The sequence below is a fragment of the Shewanella sp. P1-14-1 genome (genome assembly GCF_001401775.1).
Taxonomy (GTDB): domain Bacteria; phylum Pseudomonadota; class Gammaproteobacteria; order Enterobacterales; family Shewanellaceae; genus Shewanella; species Shewanella japonica.
The window spans coordinates 1-22,189 of record NZ_LKTL01000035.1 but is presented as its reverse complement, the minus strand read 5'-3'; the positions used below and the strand labels follow the sequence as shown (position 1 = coordinate 22,189).

Here is a 22,189-nt window from a genome sequence, read left to right as displayed (position 1 = left end):
TTTTCAAGGACGAAACAATGCAAATCCGCCTGGCTTCAGAGTTTGATACCGATGTATTGGTCAATTTATTTGATGAATACCGTCAAAGTATGGGGTTTAAATCTGAACCAAAAAATTGTCGAAATTTTGTGAGAACTCGTCTACAAGAAAATGATTCGATGATATTTTTGGCTTGGGAACAAGAGCATTGCCTAGGCTTCATCCAACTTTACCCGTCTTATTCTTCTTTATTACTAAAACCTGTTTGGTACTTTGACGATGTTTATGTCGACTCAGCCAGACGTGGCGAAGGCATTGCCGCTAAACTCATTGCTAAGGCCAAGTTATTAGCTGATGGTACTGAGGTTATTTTGGTTAAACGAACTAAAGTGCTCGATAACGAACTCGAGAAAAACTTAACTAACATGACCGAGACAGAAGGGATGTACTTATACCATTCCGATATGTAAGTGAGCGTTGATTTAATTAGCTTGTAAACTAGCATCTAGCCTTTGGAAATTGATAAAATGCCAAAGGTTTTTTTATGTCTGAGGGTTTTAGGTTGAATAAGAGTTTAGTCACTAACATCATTGCTGCATTATTTGTATTGGTAGGTTATGTTGCCGCTTTACCTATGGTGTTCACTATAGGGTTATTTGCGTTATCTGGTGCGATAACAAATTGGTTAGCTGTGCATATGCTTTTTGAAAAAGTCCCTGGTTTGTATGGTTCTGGTGTGATCCCTTCACGGTTTGAGGAGTTTAAAGCAGGCATTAAGCATTTAATGATGTCGCAATTTTTCACTCAAGAAAATATTGACCGCCTGTTAACAGAGAACAGTGCATCAGCCATTGATTTAACGCCAGTGATCGACAAAGTTGATCTTGAGCCGTCATTTGATGCGTTAGTTAATACGGTAGAAAACTCTTCATTTGGCGGAATGCTGTCGATGTTCGGCGGTACTGAAGCCCTAATACCTTTAAAAGAGCCTTTTATTGAAAAGATGAAAGCGTCGTTAACTGAACTAACACAGAGTGAAGAGTTCAATCAGATTTTAGTTAATGAACTAGAACAGCCCAACGTGATGGCTGATCTGCAAGCTAAAGTATCTAACATTGTCGATCAACGTTTGGATGAGTTAACTCCAACAATGGTTAAAGATATTGTTCAAGAAATGATACGTAAACATTTGGGCTGGCTAGTGGTGTGGGGCGGTGTTTTTGGCGGTGTCATCGGAGCAATTGCAGCAGTGCTTCAAGCCTAATAACATTTCGTTATTTAACACGCTAACAGCCTCTGTTAAGTGTGTATTTGGCGCTATTTAAATGCTTCAAATATTACCTCAGCCACCATTACTAAGGTGGCTTTTTATTCCATTATTTTCATCAATCTGGACAGTAAGTTTAGTTGAGTTATTCGACATCCGTTGATAAATCCACTATTTTGGATAATCAGAATCAACTTTTTCGACATCTTATCGCTTAATTTGGGCTGGATGACCATTTCGCCAATAACTAAGGGAATGCTTATGTCAAATCATCATAAAGTCAATTACTTAGAAATACCGGTTAACGACCTAACTAAAACAAAAACGTTTTTTTCTGACGCTTTTGGTTGGCACTTTAAAGATTATGGCCCTGAATACAGCTGCTTTTTGGACGTTGGCATTGATGGTGGTTTTTATTTGTCATCAACTCACTTTAACCTTGAAAAAGGTTGTCCGTTAATCGTGCTTTATAGTCAATGCCTTGAAACCAGTGAACGTAAAATTTTGGCTGCTGGTGGATTGATTACTAAAGCTGTATTTAGCTTTCCTGGTGGGAAAAGGTTTCATTTTAGTGATAATAATGGCAACGAATATGCCGTTTGGTCAGAGTAAAATGGCCAACTTAAAGACTAATAACATTGCTGAAAATCAACAAAATACGATCGTTAATTCACCTTGTATCGGCAATTGCTGTTTAGATGAGCAAGATGTGTGTTTGGGTTGTCACCGAAGGTTAGATGAAATATTGGGGTGGCATAAAATGACCGACAACCAAAGAAGAGAGCTTATACAGGCACTATCTCAACACAGGCACTATCTCAACGATCAACGGCGCCTAAATGAATTGTCTTCTAGGCGAATTATTACCTTCTGAAGTGGTTAATTGATAACCCCAACGATACATTACAAACATATGTGAGGGCCAACCAGGTAGCAGTTGAGACGACGGAGTGATTGCTCTATCTCATTATTTCAAAATATTGTTTTTCCAAAATATTGTTATTTCAAAATATTGTTATTGCTCAGTCTCAGTTTTAAATAAGCTAAACCCACGAGCCTGATAATTTTTTAAGGCGCTAGGATGGTCTAAAGAGCACGTATGTACCCATACTCGCTTAGTATTTGGTAGTGCCCAAGCTTGCTTTATAGCTTCACTAAGTAAGTAGCCGCCCATTCCCTTACCGATAAACCTTACTCCTAGTCCAAAGTACATTATTTCAACTTGGCCGTTGGTTTGCTGTTGCAGCTCAAAATAGCCTGCTGGTGAACCTTCAAAATAAGCAACGTACAAATGTAAGTGAGGATCTTCGCTATAGCTTTTCCATTGTTGCTCTGACCAGCCCAATTTGTCGGTCCACTCCCACGCTTCCCCAACAAACTGATATAGAAACCGATTGAATTCAAACTGGGGAAGCTTGGCTTTAGTGACAATTAAACCTTTAGCATCTGATTTTGCGTTTATTTGACTTGCATGGGTCATTTCTAAATGAAAAATTGTCACATCAGACATGGAAAACCTTTAAAAATAGCTGGAGCAGTGATTATAAGATTGCAGATATCAACTTACTGGTTCTAAAGGCGAATTATCTTTAATCATGACTAAAACTGCAATATAAATTAGTGCTAAAGGTGGAAAGAATGCGAGTAAGAAGCCAATCGCTGTGGCTAACTTAGGTGAAGAGGTTTTTTTACTCCCTAATTTATAACTGCTCCATGTAATAAAAATGGTAAATGGCACCCAAAGCACCACGAGTAATTGTCCAATAAAAGCGGCATTAATTGACATTATTTAATCCTTTAAATATTGAGTTTATAAGTAACTGTTAAACTAGCATTGAAAATATAGCATAAAAACAAACATAAAAAAGCCATCGACAGTCGATGGCTTTTTAATTAATAGGTTATTTATAACAACTAATAAGCACTGTCATGGACGTTTTTAACAGCACGACCTGAAGGGTCATTAATGCCTTGTAAACTCTCATCCCAAAGTAATGCTTCAGGTGTAGAGCAAGCGACCGTTTTCCCGCCCGGTACTGTTTCTGCTGCAGATTCTAATGGGAAGAACTCTTCAAAGAAGCAACGATAGTAATAGGCTTCTTTTGATTCTGGCGTGTTGTAAGGGAATCTAAATTTAGCGTTGGCTAATTGTAAATCATCCACTTGCTCTGCAGCGATGTCTTTAAGGCCATCAATCCAAGAGTAACCAACACCATCACTGAATTGCTCTTTTTGACGCCAAACGACTTCATGTGGCAATGCATGTTCGAATGCTTCACGTAAAATGTTTTTCTCAATACGACCTTCTTTTGACATTTTAGCTTCTGGATTGATACGCATAGCGACATCCATAAACTCTTTGTCTAAAAATGGAACACGTGCTTCTAGTCCCCAAGCCGCCATGGCTTTGTTTGCTCGTAAACAATCAAATAGGTGTAATTTATCGAGTTTACGTACTAACTCTTCGTGGAATGCTTGTGCATTAGGTGCTTTATGGAAATATAAGTAACCGCCAAATAATTCATCAGCGCCTTCGCCTGAAAGCACCATTTTAATGCCCATCGCTTTAATTTTACGGGCCATTAAGTACATTGGTGTCGCTGCACGAATAGTCGTAACGTCATAGGTTTCAAGGTGATAAATAACTTCTTTAATCGCATCTAACCCTTCTTGGAAGGTGAAATGGATTTCGTGGTGAATTGTGCCAATTGCATCGGCCACTTTTTGGGCTGCGATTAAATCTGGTGCGCCTTCTAAACCAACAGCAAATGAATGTAGCTGTGGCCACCAAGCATCGGTTTCGCTGTCATTTTCAATACGACGTTTAGCAAAGGTTTGCGTAATTGCCGAAATAACTGATGAATCTAACCCGCCTGATAACAATACACCATAAGGTACATCTGACATTAATTGACGTTTAACCGCAGCTTCTAAAGCATCTCGCAATTCTTCTTTACTCGCGGCATTGTCTTTTACTGCTTCAAAATCTTGCCAATCACGTTGGTAGTATTGGGTTAATCCTGCGTCTTTAGAATAGTGGTAATGGCCTGGTGTAAACTCTTCTACTGTTTTACATACCGGCATTAACGCTTTCATTTCTGATGCGATGTAATAGTTACCTAGACTGTCACGACCAGAATAAAGCGGGATAATGCCCATATGATCACGGCCAACTAGAAATGCATCTTGTGCTTTATCGTAAAGCACAAACGCAAAAATGCCGTTTAGTTTATCTAAAAAATCGACGCCGTATTCTTGATATAAAGCTAAAATCACTTCACAGTCTGAGTTTGTTTTATAACGGTATTTTTCGCCTAGCTCTTCTTTTAGCTGTTTATGGTTATAAATCTCACCATTTACTGCCAGTACAATGTTGTCATCTTCACTAATTAGCGGTTGTGCGCCGTGGTCTACGTCAACAATCGCCAAACGTTCATGTGCCAAAATTGCTTTATCGTCAGCATAAACACCTGACCAGTCGGGTCCACGGTGGCGCAGTAGCTTAGACATTTCTAAAGCCACTTGACGCAATTCTTTTGCGTCTGATTGAATATCTAATATTGAAAAAATTGAACACATAATTTGGCTCCAGAATCGCTATATCTACACTTAATAATCTTTATCTGGAAATTACTTTGACAGTATTTTTCTCAAGGTTCAACTGTAATTTTTGAATAATCGTCAATGTTATTGGGTTTTTGGTTGGTTAAATCTGTTTTTGTTGGCTTTGTTTTTGAGGTTTATCTATTTTTTTGTTGCTACCATTGATGAATATTTATTTTGACTGGGTAGATAGCCCAAGAATTTTAAGATTGTGGAATCGAAAGTGATTAAATTTTTCAGGTATTTTAATAGGGGAGGCTTGAGGTAGTTTTATACATAAAATCCCTTGAGGTATACAAACTCAAGGGATATTAATTAAAGATACTGTTAATACGACTTATATTGTTAAAGGTCAATGCTATTAACTCATTGCTGGATTAACTCAATGTGCGATTAGCTCAATATGTTATTAATTCCTGCAAAATTAGCAAAGGTTAGTCCTTTGCTGGTCTAAGCGAATTAAATTCCGAACCTTGATAATAGCCAGGCCAATCATCGTTATTGGCTAAAGATTTCGCTGATTCAAAATACACGGCTAAATCTTGTAAAGCGCCAGAAAGGTCCCAGTCTTCATGATAATGATCGCAAACACTGTGATAGCATCCTTTCATTTTTTGTTGCATCGCTTTTTTATACTCTGCAGTTTCGTCATCTAGCGGAATACTACCACCACCAGCAAATACCGCTGGTACCCCTAATTTTGCAAAGCTGAAATGATCAGAGCGGAAAAATCTGCCTGATGCAGGGTTACGTTCGCGAGTAGCGTGACGGTTTTGTTTATTTGCAGCATCAATTAAATAGCGCTCAAGTTCTGACTGGCCTTTGCCAACAATGGTGTAATCTTGCGTCTTGCCATAAACATTAGTGCTATCAAGGTTGAATACCGCAACGGTTTTATCAATCGGGTAGATTGGATTTGCAGCATAGTAACGCGATCCCAACAGCCCTTGTTCTTCACCTGTTGTTGCTATAAAAGTTAATGAACGTTTCACGCCTTGGCCATTTTTGGCTTGTGCAGCAAATTGACGTGCAATTTCCATTATCCCAGCTGTTCCCGAGGCATTATCTAATGCACCGTTATAGATGTTATCGCCATCTTTGCTTGGGTCTATACCAATGTGATCCCAGTGAGCTGTAAATAGAATGTGTTCATCGCTTGCTTCAGTTCCCTCAAGAGTTGCAACCACATTATAGCTGTCAGCGTATTCAGCCTTGCTGGTAAATTGAATATCTGCGGTTTGATTTAACTCAAGATGTATCGCGCTATCTGCAGCACGTGCCATTAATGGCTCCAATTCAAAACCAGCTTTTTTGAACAAGGCATTAGCGCTTTCCATAGTCATCCAACCTTCAACAGCAACGCGTTTATCTTGCTCGGCTTGATTTAAGACAAGATCTTGTTGTGCACCAGTCCAGCTGTTTTCAACAACAGACCAAGGGTAAGATGCAGGAGCCGTATCATGGATTATGATTGCACCTAATGCACCTTGACGACTGGCTTCTTCAAACTTATAGCTCCAGCGGCCGTAATACGTCATTGCTTTGCCGTTGAATTTATCTGACTCTGGGTGAGCAAAACCTGGATCGTTAACTAAAATGACCGCTATCTTGCCTTTCATATCAAGGTTTTCATAATCATTCCATTGATACTCAGGTGCATTAACTCCGTAGCCAACAAACACCAAAGGCGCATTTTTAATATTAACCCCACCTTTATCGTGACGGCTTCCCAGTACGATATCTTGGCGATAATGCATATCAATGCCCGCCAAGCTGATAGCTTGGTCTTCACTTGCGGTATAACTCACCATAGGAACCGGTTGTAAAAAGCTGCCTTGATAAGCGCCTGTTAAACCCATTTCAGTAAATGCTGCAGATAGGTAATCAAGGGTGAGTTTTTCTCCTTTTGTTGTCGGGGCGCGGCCTTCAAACTCATCTGATGATAAGGTCTTGATATCGTTTCTAAAACGAGATTCATCAAACGTTACTTTTGTATCTGTAGATACCGCAGAGGTGTTTTTTTCCGCTTGGTTCGGAGCAGTAGGGGCATTTTGTGGGCTACAAGCCGTGATGAGTGCTAACGCACAAAATGGCAGCAATTGCTTCATAGGTTGTCCTATTGTTATTTTTAGTCTTAATCCGAGTTAAAACCGCTCAATGTAGTAGAAATGCGGTTTTACTATGCAGGCATAATGAATCAAGCCTATATTGCATTCAATAGAGAAGGCTTGAAATTATGTTACCTAATGTTAATCAGAGAAATTTTCAGTTATTTAAACTGTTAAATAACTTTTTTGCTGATGTAAATATGGGATTATGCTAGTTAGCCTCTGAGATCTTGATACCTAAGAGGCTAATTTTAGCTGAGTGGATGACTTGAGTAGATAAATGGAGTTTTTGTCGGAAATTAAACGACGTCAATATCGCCAGCACATTTAAACACATGATTAGGCCTGAACGGTTCTTTGTCGATATCTGCCATTTGGCTGACACCACTGGTGACTAGAATCGTTTCAAGACCCGCTTGAAAACCTGCCAATATATCGGTGCGCATGTTATCGCCAATAATGACGGTATTCTCTGAATGGCCTTTAATGTGGTTTAACGCTGATCGAATAATCCATGAGCTAGGTTTGCCCACATAAAATGGCTTTTTACCGGTAATGCGTTCAATTGGTGAGCATAAAGCGCCACAAGCAGGGCTGTATGCTGGACCATGAGTGTCGGGGTTTGTAGCAATAAAGCGAGCACCATCAGCGATAAAACGGGACGCTTTGTGGATCATGTCCCAGTTAAATGAGCGAGTCTCACCAACAATCACAAAGTCAGGGTTAATATCAGTAATCGTAAAGCCAGCGTTGTATAGCTCGTGAGTCAGGGCGCCTTCACCAATAACGTATGCTTTACTGCCTTTTTGGTGCTTTAAAAAGTCCGCCGTTGCCATTGCAGAAGTGTAAAAGCTACTTTCAGGAACATTAATGCCAGCAGCGCCAAGGCGGTTTTGTAAATCTTTTCCTGTTTGAACAGGGTAGTTGGTAAGAATAACCAGTGGATTTCCTTGCTCGAGCACTCTGTGGATAAATTTATCACTTCCGGGGATCAGTTTATTGTCGTGCAGTAAAACGCCATCGATATCGCAGATAATATTTTTCATTGATTACTCTTTATTGATGAATGCTTTCATCATATAAAGGCATTTTTATGTAAAAAACAATCGTAGCGTTCATGATTTGAGCAAAAAAAGCGAAAGTGAGCTTTGGGAGAGGGATGCGGAACCATTTTTGGTGACTCCGCAAAAAACAATTTATTGTGGATAGGTTAACACTCAACGATATTGACTGCTAAGCCACCTTTGGCCGTTTCTTTGTACTTACTACGCATGTCTTTACCGGTGTCCATCATTGTTTTTATCACTTTATCAAGTGTGACTTTATGGTTACCGTCGCCACGCAACGCCATACGAGAGGCGTTAATTGCCTTTACAGCGCCCATTGCATTACGTTCAATACACGGTACTTGCACTAATCCGCCAACAGGATCGCATGTTAATCCAAGATTATGCTCCATACCGATTTCTGCCGCATTCTCTACATGCTCTACAGTGCCGCCCATAATTTCTGTTAGTGCTGCAGCTGCCATTGAACAAGCTACGCCCACTTCACCTTGGCAACCCACTTCCGCACCAGAAATAGAAGCATTTTTCTTATACAAAATACCGATAGCAGCGGCAGTGAGTAAGTAACGACAACAAACATCAATGTCCACTTCTTGTACAAAAGTATGGTAGTAACATAAAACCGCTGGAATGATGCCAGCTGCGCCATTAGTCGGAGCGGTGACGACGCGATCGCCTGCAGCGTTTTGTTCATTGACTGATAACGCAAATAAATCGACCCAATCCATTGCTGTTAATGGATCCATATTATTACGGCCTTCGGCTTGTAAGCGGCGATATAAAGCGGGTGCACGTCGACGAAGTTTAAGGCCACCAGGTAGCATGCCTTCTTTTTGATAACCACGTTCGATGCAGTTTTTCATCGTTTGCCAGATGTCCCATAAGCCCTGTTTTACCTCTTCTTCAGAAGCAATACTCAGTTCATTGGCCATCATTAATGACGAAATGCTTAAACCATTTTCACAACACACATCAAGAAGTTGCGTGGCTGAATCAAAATCATAAGGGGCTGATTTTATCGGTGTTGCAGGTGAGGCATTCGTTTGGGTGATTTCATCTTCATCTAGAATAAAACCGCCACCGACAGAATAATAAGTACGTTCATAGATACAGCTGCCTTCGCTATATGCATATAGCGTCATTGCGTTGGCGTGAGCAGGTAAACTTTTACGACGATGATAAGTAATCCCGTTATCACGGGTAAATTTGACTGTTCGTCCATCTGCAATCGTTAGGGTTTGATTGGCTGATACTTGCTCTAAAATGGCGTCGATGGTGTCAGTATCAACGGTATCAGGATCTTCGCCCATTAATCCAAGAATGACCGCTTTACCTGTGCCATGACCTTTACCCGTTTGGCCTAAAGAGCCAAATAGTTCTGAGCGTAATTCATCGGTTTGCGCAAGTATATTTTGTGCAGCTAAGTGCTGCATAAATAACTTACCAGCCTTCATTGGACCGACAGTATGGGAGCTTGATGGTCCAATACCGATTTTAAACATGTCAAATACACTAATCATTGTTATCAACCTTTAATTCAGTCGTTTTTTATTATAGTCGTTTATTATATTCGTCGTGTTGTTTGAGATAGATTTGCTAGCATAATAGCCTGCGTCAATGTGTCACTATATGCAGATAACAAAACAAGTAATAGGCGGGTTGTTTTCGTTATTAATTGTTTCTCTATAGGAGATTTCTCTGCATAATAGTCGCCACTAAACATGTTTAGATTAATGGCTTAAACATAATCTAGGTTCAAATCACGATAGTTATTTTACTGAGTATCCCATACTTTTTACGAGTTCGTTCATTAGATTTTTTTATGCGACTTACTTCACATTAGTTGAGGTTATTGCAAGGGGGAACTCAAGGGTGACTATTCATAAATATGAACAATTATGAGGTTGTACTGCCAATATAAACAGGAGCTCTCGTGAGTTATTTAATGATGGATTTAGCTGGCCATAGCGTTAGCGAAGAAGAGGCGAGCTTACTCTCGCATCCACAAGTTGGCGGAATTATTTTATTTACCCGCAATTTTTCTAATAAAACACAATTGATTGACTTAATTAAATCTGTTCGGCAAATACGTCCTGAATTATTGATTGCTGTTGATCATGAAGGTGGCCGAGTACAACGGTTTAGAGAGGGCTTTTCACTTATTCCTGCCATGGGGGATATATTACCCGCAGCCGCTGGAGACATAACACTTGCGCAAAGCTGGAGTAAAGAACTGGGCTTTTTGATGGCAGTTGAATTACTTGCTTGCGACATTGATTTAAGTTTTGCTCCAGTGCTAGATGTAAACGGCATTAGTGATGTGATTGGTAAACGCAGTTTTAGTGCCGAACCTAGTCAAGTGAGCGCGCTGGCTGAATCGTTTATTGAAGGAATGAATGAAGCAGGGATGGCCGCAGTAGGAAAACATTTTCCTGGTCACGGCAGTGTTAAAGCGGATACCCATGTTGCTATGGCAGAAGACAATCGAAGCCAAGCACAAATATTTGAACATGATATGGTCCCTTTTAAGCAACTTATGGGTAAAAAATTACTCAATGGGGTGATGCCAGCGCATGTGGTTTATAGTCAGTTAGACCCGAACCCTGCTGGTTTTTCTTCTTTTTGGCTGCAAAAGGTATTAAGACAAGAGCTTGAATTTGATGGGGTGATATTCTCTGACGACTTAGGTATGAAAGGAGCTTCTTTTGCGGGAGATTATCTCGGTAGGGCTAAAGCGGCTTTAACAGCGGGTTGTGACATGATTTTAGTGTGTAATGACCCCGAAGGCGTTAACACGCTTTTAGCTAATTTTGAATGGCCGCAAACACCACCAAGTGTTAATGCGACCAAGCTTAAAGCAAATAAGGAACAAGTCATGAGCGCCTTAGGTTGTGAGGAGCGTTGGCAAAAAGCCCAGCAACTTGCCAATCATATAACACACTCACAAGCGTAAACTGGCCAATAAAAAACCGAATGACATAAACAGATTTGTTCATGTGCATTCGGTTTAGTGATACTCATGCTAACGGAATCGTTTGCTCAACATCTGACCAGACTATATTAGATTCAATCAGTTTTGCGCTTACTTTAATGATTCATGGCTTGCATTGCCTTCAGTCATCAATGTCGGAGTATCATCACTAAGTGGTTGAGCACTTTCCTCAAGCGATTCTTCCAAAACTAGATCTTCTGGCTTAGTGGTTGTCGGTTGTTCCATTTTTCTAATTTGCATCACAATCCCCATTTTAGGGTGGTCAAAGTAGTGGATTTCACCTGATCTTACTCGTCTGTTTTGCACCATAGGGATAGATTGCAAAAATGGACTTAATACTTTTTCATTTTCCGCTTGGGTGCTGTATTGATAGTAATCATTTTGCACCACTTCTTTTTGGATGGGTTTACGAAGCGCCAGTCGTGTTTCGATAAATAAATAATGACTTAAGTAAATATTGATATTGCCATCAAGCTCCCACACTGGGGTCGTTTTGGGTTCATCAATAAAGCTGCCAAATGATGAACTGAAGTCAAAAGTTGAAAACTCATCTTCTTGCTGTTCTGTGACTGGGTTACCAGCGTATTCGAACTGTTCTGAAAAATCTTTACCTGCGTAGATGCGAATCGGTTTGGCACGGTTGCGGGACTGCATATCTTGTTGCCATGTCATATGCAATAAACTACGCACGTCTCGTTCACGCTTTACAGCGCTGATTATCTCGGCAAATTGGCTCTGGGACTCAGCTAATAAAATTGGCCCTTCACCTAAATAGGCGACTTGAGGTTCATCGGCAGAAATAGAAAAAGGCACCTGACTTGGGAAGGTGGTTTTATTGGCACTGACCAATGGATCTTGGCAATCAACTTCACCACTCGTCCAGTCTGTTGATGTGCAGCCTGATAACCCTAATGCAACGCCAGTGATGTCGTTACTGATCATAGGGGTAATTAAGTCGACATTTTTGCGATTAGGCGCAACTGCGGCATTTTCTTGCCATTGTTCTAGGCTGTTAGATTGTCTTTCAAACACGAAAACTTCGACTTCAAACCAAGACTTGGCTTGAACACTTACTGACGAACTTATCGCTGTGATAGCGGCAATTGATATAACAAGGTTACGCAGCACTAGTGGGTTTCTCCAATACGGTGTTGAGCTAATTGTTCTAGTAACGTCTTCACTAAGTCTAGACGTTGTTTGCTGGTTTCAGCAGGGATAGTGAACTTTAACTTATTTGAGCCTTCCATTCGATAAATTTGTGGCTGGCTTTGTAATAAACCAATGATGAACATAGGATCTATTTTATGGTCGTCATTAAACTCTATGCTACCACCTTTGGCATGCATCTCAATCTTACTGGCGCCTAACGCTGTTGCTTGGTGTTTGTATAAGGTTAGTTCCATTAAGTTGCGAGTAGGATCTGGCAGTAGACCAAATCTATCAATGAATTCAACTTTGAGTTCATCTAGCATTTTTTCAGTTTCGCAATTGGCAATACGTTTATATAAAGACAAACGCATATTAACGTCTGACACATAGTCATCAGGGAGTAGGGCTGGAATACGTAATTCAATCTCACATTGTGAATTTAGCATGTAAGCTAGCGACGGCTCTTTGCCTTCTTTTAATGCTTTAACTGCTGATTCCAGCATTTCCATATATAGACTAAAACCAATTTTAGAAATATGGCCGCTTTGCTCGTCACCTAAGAGCTCGCCCGCACCACGAATCTCTAAATCTTGTGTGGCTAACATAAAGCCTGCGCCTAAATCTTCTAAGGCATCAATTGCGGCGAGTCGTTTACGAGCATCTGCGCTCATTAATTTTGGATGTGGCGTCATTAAATAGGCATAAGCTTGGTGATGCGAGCGACCCACTCGTCCCCGTAATTGGTGCAATTGTGCAAGCCCAAATTTATCAGCACGATCGATAATGATTGTATTGGCGCTAGGTACATCGATACCAGTCTCAATAATGGTTGTACATACTAATACGTTAAATCGTTGGTGGTAAAACTCTGACATGACTTTCTCAAGTTCACGTTCTCGCATTTGACCATGAGCGGTAACGACGCGAGATTCAGGTAATAATTCGCGAATGTCTTGGGCACATTTTTCAATGGTTTCGACATTATTGTGCAAGAAGTAAACTTGGCCACCACGCAGTATTTCCCGCAGTATAGCTTCACGTACCGTTGCAATATCGTACTCACGAACAAAGGTTTTTACAGCTAAGCGTTTTGCTGGTGGGGTTGCGATAATAGATAAATCTCGCATCCCCGACATTGCCATATTTAAGGTTCGTGGGATTGGGGTTGCTGTTAATGTCAGGATATCAACATTTGCCCGAAGTGCTTTAATTTTTTCTTTTTGGCGGACACCAAATCGATGCTCTTCATCAATGACAAGTAAGCCTAAATTGTCAAAGTTGGCTTCAGCTTGGAGTAATTTATGGGTACCAATAACAATATCGACTTTGCCTTCAGACAATTGTTTAAGCACCCCATTTTGCTCTTTTACAGAGCGAAAACGTGACATGACCTCAATGACGACCGGCCAGTCTGCAAACCGATCTTTAAAGTTTTCATAATGCTGCTGAGCAAGCAGGGTGGTTGGTACTAATACTACCACTTGTTTGCCTGCATTGACTGCGACAAAAGCCGCTCGCATAGCAACTTCAGTTTTACCAAAACCGACATCACCACAAACCAGTCTATCCATGGCCATTGGCGCTTGCATATCGTCAAGCACAGCTTCGATTGCGGTTTCTTGATCGACAGTTTCTTCAAAAGGAAAACCTTGAGAAAATTGGGCATATTCTTCAGCTTCAATTTTCATTGCATCGCCAGGTCTGGCTTGTCTTCGGGCGTAAACATCGAGTAATTCAGCGGCAACATCACGAATTTTCTCAATGGCTTTTTTCTTGGCTTTAGCCCACGTTTCGTTACCTAGTTTATTTAAGGTCGGGCTTTCATCGGCGCCCACGCTGTAACGACTAATAAGGTGCAGTGATGATACTGGAACATATAATTTATCGCCGCCAGTATATTCAAGCTGTAAGTACTCAGCGACTAAACCACCAGTATCAAGTGTGACTAAGCCTTGATATAGTGCAACACCGTGTTCAAGGTGAACGATAGGTTCACCGACTTTTAATTCAGCTAAATTTTTGACTAATACATCAGAGCTGACTTGCTTTTGTTTTTCTCTACGTCGTTGCTGAGAAATCCGTTGTCCGAATAATTCAGTTTCACAAATAACGCTGATATCACCTTTAGGCGTATCGTGAATAACACAGCCTCGTGATAGCGGCGAGACAATTAACCCAATAGGATCTTTTGCCTTGATGTAGTCATCTAAATGATTGAACAACTTAGGCTTAATATCGATTTTGCCTAGCAACTCAATTAATGCTTCACGTCGACCTTCTGATTCAGCACAGAACACCAATTGTTGATGTGTTTGATTATATTCTTGCAGACTGATTAATGGCTGCTTGAGTTTGTGATTGGCATTGATATCAGGCAGCGCAGACACACTAGCGTGTTGCGCTTTGTCATTTTCATCACTAGGTAGAGCAAATTGCGAGCGCTGATAGCGTTTGAATTGTGCAAATAACTCATCGATGAGCAGATACAGTTCTTGTGGCGCGAGTAAGGGGCGTAAAGGATCAACTCTACGGTCTTCATAGCGGCTGTTGATTTCACTTAAATGGTGCTGACTTGCTTGTTCAATATCACCCAGTGTAATGAGCTGAGTGTTCTCTGGAATATAATCAAACAGGTTGGCTGTTTCATCAAAAAACAGTGGTAGGTAATTCTCAATACCCGCAGGCATAAGGTTTCTACTCACGAGCTGGTAAACCGACTCTGCTTCTTTTGAGATGACCTCAAATCGACGACGGTAACGCTGCCTAAAGCCTTCGATTCCGGCACTGTCAGTAGGAAACTCTTTTGCTGGCAGCATTCTTACTGCGTCTATTTCTTGCTGAGAACGCTGGGTTTCAGCATCAAAGTATCGAATTGATTCGACTTCATCGTCAAATAACTCAATTCTTAATGGTTGATCTGACCCCGTCGGAAAAATGTCTAGAATAGAACCACGAATCGCAAATTCGCCGTGCTCGTATACTTGGTCAACAATGTAATAACCCGTATCTGTTAAATGTTGTCTTACTTGTTGGAGACTATAAGTGTCGCCTTTTTTCAGCAACATGACATTTGCAGTTAAAAATGATTTAGGCGGCAGTTTAACCATGAGCGTGTTAACTGGCACAATAATAACATTGTGTTGTGTTTGGCTCATTTGCGCTAAGGTTTCTAACCGTTGAGAAATCAAATCTTGGTGCGGTGAAAAACTGTCGTAAGGCAAGGTTTCTCTGTCAGGAAACAAGCAGACATTGACGTCGTAATGAGACAATAAGTAACCGAGTTCAACTTCAAGTTGTAGCGCTGCTGGCGTATCACTTGTGACAATTAGAGTTGTGCCAGAATGTTGCTGAATTAAACTCGACAGGGTAATGGCTTGAGATACGCCCCCTAGTGTTGCTAATGTCTGAAATTGTTGGCCTTTTTTTACACTAGGCGGTGTTAAAACGCTAAAATTCTTCATTGAATTATTAAGTTTACTTCTGTCAATGTGTGATGTTCCAGCCGATACTAATAAGGGACTCAATAGTAAAAGTATTGGTAACGGATATGAATAAAAGCAAGCATCCTCATTGCCTTTATTATTGGCTTACTATTATAAGCTAGCCAATAACAAGTTGCAGGCAAATATTATTAGTCAGAGGCTTGTTGGCGACTTTGTTTTCGCATTTTCAACATTTTTTGCTGCACATTTAAACTGGCTTTGACGAGTTGCTCTACATCAGAGTCGAGTATCTGGCTAAATTCGAATGTTACAAGGTAGCCGTTTTCGGTGCTTTGGCACTGACTGACTTGGCATAAACATAATATCGCAACGAGTTCACTGCTGATGTAAATCGAAGATTTAAAGTAATCGCCAATGGTGAGGGGATCAGGGCTGACGATGCTTATACCGCTGCCACCAAATTGGGTACCTTGATAACGCTCACCCGATTGCACTTCTTTTTCTAACACATGCTGTAACACTAAATCGACTTTACGTGACTGTAATTTTAAAAAGTCGACCACAGCTTTTGCTTCATTATCTAATTGACGTAGCTGCAATAAGCAATTGGCTTCAAGTTCTTTGACTTCTGACAACAGCTTAAGCCCAACAGACTGCATTGAGCGAAGATCCTCTTCTGTTGGGATAGCGTTAGATTCAGGCCAAGTTTCCAAATAAACATTGAATTGATGAGGCACAGTAAAATATGCGTTAGATTCAGTGAACAAGGTTTGCCTCTTTATTTATCAAACTAATACCCCTATTATCATGCCCATCTTTATCATTTAGCAAGTTTTAGCCTGCTTACGTAAATAAACGGCTGTTTTTCATGCATAATAGACTCACTAAGCCGTTATATTTACTTTCTACACTCGGGGTGCCGTTTCCTTTATGAACTTTCGGTTTTCATTATTCATTGGCTATCGCTACTGGCGAACCAGAAAAGCGAATGCGTTCGCATCCTTCATTACCTTTTTTGCCGTATCAGGTATCTTTTTAGGTGTTGCTGCACTGATTATTGTTAGCTCTGTGATGAATGGGCTAGAAGGTCAACTTAAACAGCGTATTTTAGGTGCAGTTCCGCAATTAACTTTAGTTTCAGAAGCTGGGTTTAATGATTGGCAAGGTGATACCAGTATTATTGTTCTGCAAAATGGTATCCATGGCATTGCTCCATCAGTAACCACCCAGGCGATGGTGCAATCCAATCAAAATATCAGTGCTGTTCAAGTGTATGGGGTTTTTCCTGAATATGAACAGGACTTATCTGCAATTATCGCAAATACCTATTCAAGTGCGTTTGAGCAGCTACAAGCGGGTAGTTATAACATTGTTTTAGGCAGTGAATTAGCTCGTAAACTGTCTATTAATATTGGTGATAAAGTCAGATTATTAAGCGGTGATGGAGTGGTCTACTCTCCGTTAGGACCGGTACCTAGTCAGCGTAAATTTACCGTGGCTGGCGTATTTGAAATGGGATCACAAGTTGATGCGGCACTTGCGTATGTTCATTATCAAGATGCAAGGCGATTAATGCGAATTAACCCTAAAGAGATTAACGAGCTAAGAGTGTATTTAGCTGATCCGTTTTCTGCACCGCAAGTGGGTGAGAAAATCACTGCAGATCTCGCTCAACAAGGCATATCCATTACCACTCGTGATTGGCGTGAAGGGTTCGGACACTTGTTTGCAGCCGTTAAAATGGAAAAGAACATGATGTCGCTGATGTTATCGCTAATTGTTGCCGTTGCAGCATTTAACATTGTGTCAGCGCTAGTGATGATGGTGATAGACAAAACTACCGATGTCGCAGTGTTAAAAACACAAGGTTTAACCACTCAAGCGGTGATGAACATTTTTATCGTTCAAGGCTCACTGAATGCCATTATTGGCCTCGCACTTGGTGCAATTGTGGGTGTAATGATTACGTTGAATTTGAATATTATTTTAAATGTGCTGGGCATATCAGTTTTAGGCGCAGGGCAAATGCTACCTGTTGAGGTATCACTAAGCCAAATTAGTATAATTGTGGTGGGCACGCTAGCAATGACATTAATTGCCACAATTTATCCAGCATTAACCGCTGCGCGGGTTCAGCCTGCCACTGCTTTGAGATATGAATAATGAATGATAAAACCTCAGTGATCCTGCAAGTAAGTCAGGTTTGTAAACAGTTTCATGACGGTGAAACGACAACAAAAGTGCTGTCAAATGTCGATTTGAGTGTTTATAAAGGTGAGCAACTGGCCATTGTGGGGAGTTCTGGCTCTGGTAAAAGTACCTTGCTGCATATTATGGGGACTTTAGATATTCCAACATCGGGTGAAGTGACACTGGATGGTGAGAATTTGTATACCTTATCGGCATCAAGACAAGCTGAAATTCGTAATCAGGATTTAGGCTTTATTTATCAGTTTCATCATTTATTGCCTGAATTTTCAGCGATTGAAAATGTGGCGATGCCAGCCTTCATTCAAGGTCGTGATAAAAAACAAACGTTACAAGAAGCGCAGGCATTACTCGAAAGAGTAGGGCTAGGTCATCGACTTCAACATATACCCGCACAACTATCTGGTGGTGAGCGCCAGCGTGTAGCCATTGCTAGAGCGTTAATCAACAAACCTAAACTTGTTTTGGCTGATGAGCCTACAGGCAACCTTGATGCAAGCAGTGGCGATAGTGTATACGAGCTTATTCGTGAACTTGCCCATCAACTTGGCACTGCGTTTGTTGTCGTAACCCATGATTATAAATTAGCGGCGAAAATGGATCGCCAGCTAACCATGAAAGATGGAGTTCTACAAGACATGGCTGATATTTCGGTTCAACCAACAGCAGCGGACAAGCATTAATGAAGTCTTTATTACCGCTAACGATAGGTTGGCGATTTTATCGCGCTAGACAATCGAATGGTTTTATTGGATTTATTTCTTTTGCTTCTACAGCAGGGATTGCCCTTGGTGTGGCTGTATTAATTCTGGTGCTTTCTGCAATGAATGGCTTTGAAAGAGAATTAGAACAACGTTTGTTAGGTGTGGTCTCCCATGGTGAGTTGTTAAGTGTTAATGAGCCGCTACATGATTGGCAAGCGATTGCTGAAACAGCCACACACATGCCAGATATTGTTGCTACAGCGCCATTTATCAGAATGCAGGGATTAGTGCAAAAGCCGGGTGGTTTCCAAGGAATTGTGCTTAACGGTATTGAGCCTAAATATGAGCAGTCAGCTTCAACTCTTGCTGAATTTATGCCAGAAGAAACATGGAATACCTTATCGGTAGCTGAAAATAATATCGTTTTAGGTCGTTCGTTACTCGATAAATTGGGTTTAGATATTGGCGATACCTTATCCATGTATACACCTGATATGAGTCAATCAAATACATTGTCGGCTGCAAAGAGTCATCGCTTTATTGTTGCGGGAGTTTATGATGTTGGTGGCGAAATAGAGTCAACACAGGCTTATGTTTCAATGGCATATTTAGCTAACATACTTAAACTGCCAGCCAATTCAGCAACTGGGCTTAGGATCACGGTTAATAATGTATTTAGTGCGCCACGCATTACTCGAGATTTAGGTTATGCCCAAAGTCAGTACTTACATTTAAATAATTGGACTCGCTCACAAGGGCATTTGTATCAAGATATTCAACTTGTGAGAATGGTAATGTATTTGGTGCTGGCTCTGGTGATTGCTGTGGCTTGTTTTAATATTGTGTCTACGCTTGTGATGGCTGTCAGGGACAAAAGCTCTGAAATTGCTATTTTGATGACCATGGGCCTAAAACGACCAGCAATAATGTCAATATTTATTATGCAAGGTGGGTTGAATGGCTTTTTAGGCTGCACTATCGGCGCTGTAATTGGGGTGTTGTTAGCAACGAACCTGAGTGCTATCGCCAGTGCAATAGAGCAAACTTTAGGAATACAGTTACTCGCTTCTGATATTTATTTTATTGATTTTTTACCTTCTCAACTACAACAGCAAGATGTCATAGTTGTTGTGGCAATGGGGTTAGTCATGAGTTTATTAGCGACAATTTACCCCGCTTATAAAGCAACAAAAATAGCACCTGCTACAGCTTTAGCTGGCCGATAAAGGCAAAAATAAACGCGCTGAGGCGCGTTTATTTTGTTGCCTCACTATTCAAATCGACTTTTAACAGCATCCCAAATACCTAAAGAGGTGTCAGGAAATAGGTCTATACCTAACCAAGACTTCAATAGATATAAAAGTAATAAGCCGAATAAGGTACTCATCAAAATAAACCCTCCGATGGTGGCAAACATCATTAACATTGACATATTCTTTTCTCGACGGGTGTAAGCACGCTTGTTTTTACCCAGTAAAAAAACGTAATAAAATCGCCATTTGATAAAGGGAAATTTAAAGGTTCCTCGACTATCTAAAAAATGGCCTCCCCAAGTATTTGGGCCTAAGGCCATTTTTATTGCATTGAGCTGTTCATCAGTAAAGGTTTCTGCAATATTTGAAGGACTGCGCTTGAGCACTTTTTCGATAAGAGGATCTTGTCTGATAGACTTGCTGGAAGACGTGTCGGGAGTATTAGCCATATTAGGTCCATAATTCCTACTATCAAATGACTTAGTAAAAGATGACTAAGTGTCTAAATTAAACCTAGCATATATTTGTTGAGTTACTGAAATTAGTCATGAAAATGAAGATAAATGACGAATAAAACAATAAAGGATTAGTTGATGAGTAATTGCATAATAAGTCATGAATTGAATGGCGATGCTGCCAACATTATTCAGTTTTGGTTTACTGATATTGACTCCGATTTATGGTTTACAAAAGACAAGGGATTTGATGCGACGATTAAGCAACAATTTAATCATTTTCACCGTCAAGCTATAGCCGGAGAGTTATTCCATTGGCGTAATACTGCGTTAGGTCGTTTAGCAGAAATCATCGTATTAGATCAATTCTCAAGAAACCTTTATCGAGATTCATCCAAAGCCTTTGCTTCTGACTCACTGGCTTTAGTATTGGCGCAAGAAGCTATTCATTGTGGTGACGATAAACGGCTCAAGCCGACAGAGCGAAGTTTTTTGTATATGCCTTTCATGCACAGCGAATCACTATCGATTCACCAGCAAGCATTAACGTTATTTAAACAAGATGGCTTGGAGTCTAATTATCAATTTGAGCTAAAACACCTAGCGATTATCGAAAGGTTTGGACGATACCCTCATAGAAACATGCTGTTAGGCCGTGAATCTACAGAAGAAGAACTGAGGTTTTTACAGCAACCGGGTAGCCGTTTTTAAAGCGGACTTCCATGTGGAGACAAATTGGGTAAAGGAAACTTTGATCATTAATCAAGGATAATTACCTTTTCTATACATCTGTATATATTTGTGTGTGATTGGCGGCGGTTGTACAGGTGTATAGTTAGTGTCGCAACTATTATTCCCCGGTGATATTAAATGAGCGAGTTATTAAATAAACATGGTTTCTCGCGAGTGTAGCCACGACATTAACCTAATAATGCAGAAGGAATTGCAACCCTCTCAAACCTCGCGTTTTCGAGAATTGCTTCTTCTTGATGTGGTAAGTTATTGAATGAATTGCCACCCATTGTTAATGGTTCTTATCATTAAATATAATAAATGCCTTAATCCAAAATAAATAAACCTTCTCAGTTTTTATACTGTAGCGTCGAGTACGTAATTCTTTTTAATAGATTCAATGAACGGTGATGAACGCATAAATATCCTACTGGCATATGGCTGTATATACATATAGTTATATGCCGATGTTACATAAATGCAAACTTTGCTTCTCGTTATGTAAATAGCCAAATTTTCATTTTATATTTTAAAGGTTTTTAAGATACTGAAAATAATTAACTTTTACAGTAAGACTATTTACATAACGACCCCAAATAATTCTCGGTTAACTCAATTCTCGTTTTTATCCTTAGTTAAGCTGATTGATTTAGATAATGGTGGCTGTTAAGTTATTAAAATTATTAATAAATAGAGCTGCTAGTGATCAAGTTTTGGTAAAGTACCTAAGGGTGTTTATCGGAATTCTCGCTAATACGCTGTTATGTTTCAAGGACGAGTCTGTGAATGTTGTGCAACTAAATAAGTATTTTCAAACAGCTCTATTGTTTAATATTCCAAAAAGTTTAAAACGACTGTCTTTTCAAATATCAAAAAATACCTTAAATGTTTTAGCTGTTTTTGAAACTGAGCCTAAAGAATTTGAAATGGATTGTATTTACTCTGTTACTTCTGAGGTACTTGGAAATTTTCCAGGAGAGTTATCTCATTCTGTTTGTGCAAAAGTAGAAATGGAATCGACAACCGTTGCCGATTTAAGTAATCTTGTTTTTGCTAGATACGATGCCGAAAAGTATTGAAACATAACAAGAATTTAAAGTGGGACTGCTAACAGTTTGCTCGGTTTCGCTGCGCTACACAATTTTAGCAAACTATTATCAGCCCCTTAAATGGGCGTTAGGCATACAGGGAAAGAATGAGAGATATCGCCACCAATGAGCATTATTCTG

Annotated in this window: 21 protein-coding genes; 10 read left to right on the top strand and 11 right to left on the bottom strand. The window is 40.2% G+C overall.

What is annotated here, in order from left to right; all coding sequences use genetic code 11:
* Positions 1–17: 17 nt before the first annotated feature.
* The 4 genes from AN944_RS19360 to AN944_RS21450 all read left to right on the top strand — a co-directional run bounded on the left by AN944_RS19360 (position 18) and on the right by AN944_RS21450 (position 2,120).
* Positions 18–449, top strand: coding sequence for a GNAT family N-acetyltransferase (locus AN944_RS19360; RefSeq protein ID WP_055026295.1), 432 nt, complete (start codon positions 18–20; stop codon positions 447–449).
* 92 nt (positions 450–541) lie between these two features.
* Complete coding sequence (locus tag AN944_RS19355) at positions 542–1,243, top strand: DUF445 domain-containing protein (RefSeq protein ID WP_080917476.1); 702 nt, start codon at positions 542–544, stop codon at positions 1,241–1,243.
* A 264-nt stretch (positions 1,244–1,507) separates the two neighbouring features.
* A complete protein-coding gene (locus AN944_RS19350) occupies positions 1,508–1,858 on the top strand; it encodes a VOC family protein (RefSeq protein WP_055026293.1) in 351 nt (116 codons plus the stop codon).
* On the top strand, positions 1,827–2,120 hold the full coding sequence (locus AN944_RS21450; protein WP_408005094.1) for a DUF1289 domain-containing protein: 294 nt from the start codon (positions 1,827–1,829) through the stop codon (positions 2,118–2,120). Before AN944_RS19350 ends, AN944_RS21450 begins: the two co-directional genes overlap by 32 nt.
* Positions 2,121–2,261: 141 nt before the next feature.
* Here AN944_RS21450 and AN944_RS19345 read toward each other — a convergent pair whose 3' ends face one another.
* From AN944_RS19345 to AN944_RS19320, 6 genes are all read right to left on the bottom strand, one after another.
* Positions 2,262–2,756, bottom strand: coding sequence for a GNAT family N-acetyltransferase (locus AN944_RS19345; RefSeq protein WP_055026292.1), 495 nt, complete (start codon positions 2,754–2,756; stop codon positions 2,262–2,264).
* A gap of 48 nt (positions 2,757–2,804) precedes the next feature.
* The gene (locus tag AN944_RS19340) at positions 2,805–3,032 is read right to left on the bottom strand and encodes a hypothetical protein (protein ID WP_055026291.1); all 228 of its coding nucleotides are present in this window, start codon (positions 3,030–3,032) and stop codon (positions 2,805–2,807) included.
* Between the two features lie 128 nt (positions 3,033–3,160).
* Positions 3,161–4,825: an asparagine synthase B gene (gene asnB / locus AN944_RS19335; RefSeq protein ID WP_055026290.1), complete on the bottom strand. Its 1,665-nt coding sequence runs from the start codon at positions 4,823–4,825 to the stop codon at positions 3,161–3,163.
* 458 nt (positions 4,826–5,283) lie between these two features.
* Complete coding sequence (locus tag AN944_RS19330) at positions 5,284–6,957, bottom strand: M28 family metallopeptidase (RefSeq protein WP_055026289.1); 1,674 nt, start codon at positions 6,955–6,957, stop codon at positions 5,284–5,286.
* A gap of 299 nt (positions 6,958–7,256) precedes the next feature.
* Entirely contained in the window at positions 7,257–8,003 is a 747-nt protein-coding gene (locus tag AN944_RS19325) for an HAD-IIA family hydrolase (RefSeq protein WP_055026288.1), read from the bottom strand.
* A gap of 164 nt (positions 8,004–8,167) precedes the next feature.
* The gene (locus AN944_RS19320) at positions 8,168–9,544 is read right to left on the bottom strand and encodes an L-serine ammonia-lyase (RefSeq protein ID WP_055026287.1); all 1,377 of its coding nucleotides are present in this window, start codon (positions 9,542–9,544) and stop codon (positions 8,168–8,170) included.
* A gap of 413 nt (positions 9,545–9,957) precedes the next feature.
* Here AN944_RS19320 and nagZ point away from each other — a divergent pair, with 413 nt between their 5' ends.
* Positions 9,958–10,977, top strand: coding sequence for a beta-N-acetylhexosaminidase (gene nagZ, locus AN944_RS19315; protein ID WP_055026286.1), 1,020 nt, complete (start codon positions 9,958–9,960; stop codon positions 10,975–10,977).
* A gap of 129 nt (positions 10,978–11,106) precedes the next feature.
* Here the strand turns inward: nagZ and AN944_RS19310 are convergent, their stop codons facing one another.
* From AN944_RS19310 to AN944_RS19300, 3 genes are all read right to left on the bottom strand, one after another.
* The gene (locus AN944_RS19310; RefSeq protein WP_082420071.1) at positions 11,107–12,144 is read right to left on the bottom strand and encodes a peptidoglycan binding protein CsiV; all 1,038 of its coding nucleotides are present in this window, start codon (positions 12,142–12,144) and stop codon (positions 11,107–11,109) included.
* On the bottom strand, positions 12,144–15,626 hold the full coding sequence (mfd, locus tag AN944_RS19305; RefSeq protein WP_055026285.1) for a transcription-repair coupling factor: 3,483 nt from the start codon (positions 15,624–15,626) through the stop codon (positions 12,144–12,146). Before mfd ends, AN944_RS19310 begins: the two co-directional genes overlap by 1 nt.
* Positions 15,627–15,796: 170 nt before the next feature.
* Positions 15,797–16,375 carry a PilZ domain-containing protein gene (locus AN944_RS19300; protein WP_055026284.1) on the bottom strand — a complete coding sequence of 193 codons (579 nt, stop codon included), beginning with the start codon at positions 16,373–16,375 and terminating at the stop codon, positions 15,797–15,799.
* Between the two features lie 163 nt (positions 16,376–16,538).
* Here AN944_RS19300 and AN944_RS19295 point away from each other — a divergent pair, with 163 nt between their 5' ends.
* From AN944_RS19295 to lolE, 3 genes are read left to right on the top strand one after another with little or no spacing between them, the layout of a single operon-like run.
* A complete protein-coding gene (locus AN944_RS19295; RefSeq protein ID WP_055026283.1) occupies positions 16,539–17,771 on the top strand; it encodes a lipoprotein-releasing ABC transporter permease subunit in 1,233 nt (410 codons plus the stop codon).
* Complete coding sequence (gene lolD / locus AN944_RS19290; RefSeq protein WP_055026282.1) at positions 17,771–18,499, top strand: lipoprotein-releasing ABC transporter ATP-binding protein LolD; 729 nt, start codon at positions 17,771–17,773, stop codon at positions 18,497–18,499. The genes AN944_RS19295 and lolD overlap by 1 nt, the downstream gene beginning before the upstream one ends.
* A complete protein-coding gene (gene lolE / locus AN944_RS19285; protein WP_055026281.1) occupies positions 18,499–19,746 on the top strand; it encodes a lipoprotein-releasing ABC transporter permease subunit LolE in 1,248 nt (415 codons plus the stop codon). Before lolD ends, lolE begins: the two co-directional genes overlap by 1 nt.
* Before the next feature lie 44 nt (positions 19,747–19,790).
* Here lolE and AN944_RS19280 read toward each other — a convergent pair whose 3' ends face one another.
* Positions 19,791–20,222, bottom strand: a complete 432-nt coding sequence (locus tag AN944_RS19280) for a hypothetical protein (RefSeq protein ID WP_055026280.1) — start codon at positions 20,220–20,222, stop codon at positions 19,791–19,793.
* A 144-nt stretch (positions 20,223–20,366) separates the two neighbouring features.
* Between AN944_RS19280 and AN944_RS19275 the strand changes: the two genes are divergently transcribed.
* Positions 20,367–20,939, top strand: coding sequence for a DUF924 family protein (locus AN944_RS19275; protein WP_055026279.1), 573 nt, complete (start codon positions 20,367–20,369; stop codon positions 20,937–20,939).
* A gap of 313 nt (positions 20,940–21,252) precedes the next feature.
* Here the strand turns inward: AN944_RS19275 and AN944_RS22035 are convergent, their stop codons facing one another.
* Positions 21,253–21,321, bottom strand: coding sequence for a hypothetical protein (locus tag AN944_RS22035; protein WP_327272842.1), 69 nt, complete (start codon positions 21,319–21,321; stop codon positions 21,253–21,255).
* Positions 21,322–21,742: 421 nt separating this feature from the next.
* Between AN944_RS22035 and AN944_RS19270 the strand changes: the two genes are divergently transcribed.
* Complete coding sequence (locus AN944_RS19270; protein WP_144430230.1) at positions 21,743–22,039, top strand: hypothetical protein; 297 nt, start codon at positions 21,743–21,745, stop codon at positions 22,037–22,039.
* The last annotated feature ends 150 nt before the right edge of the window (positions 22,040–22,189 follow it).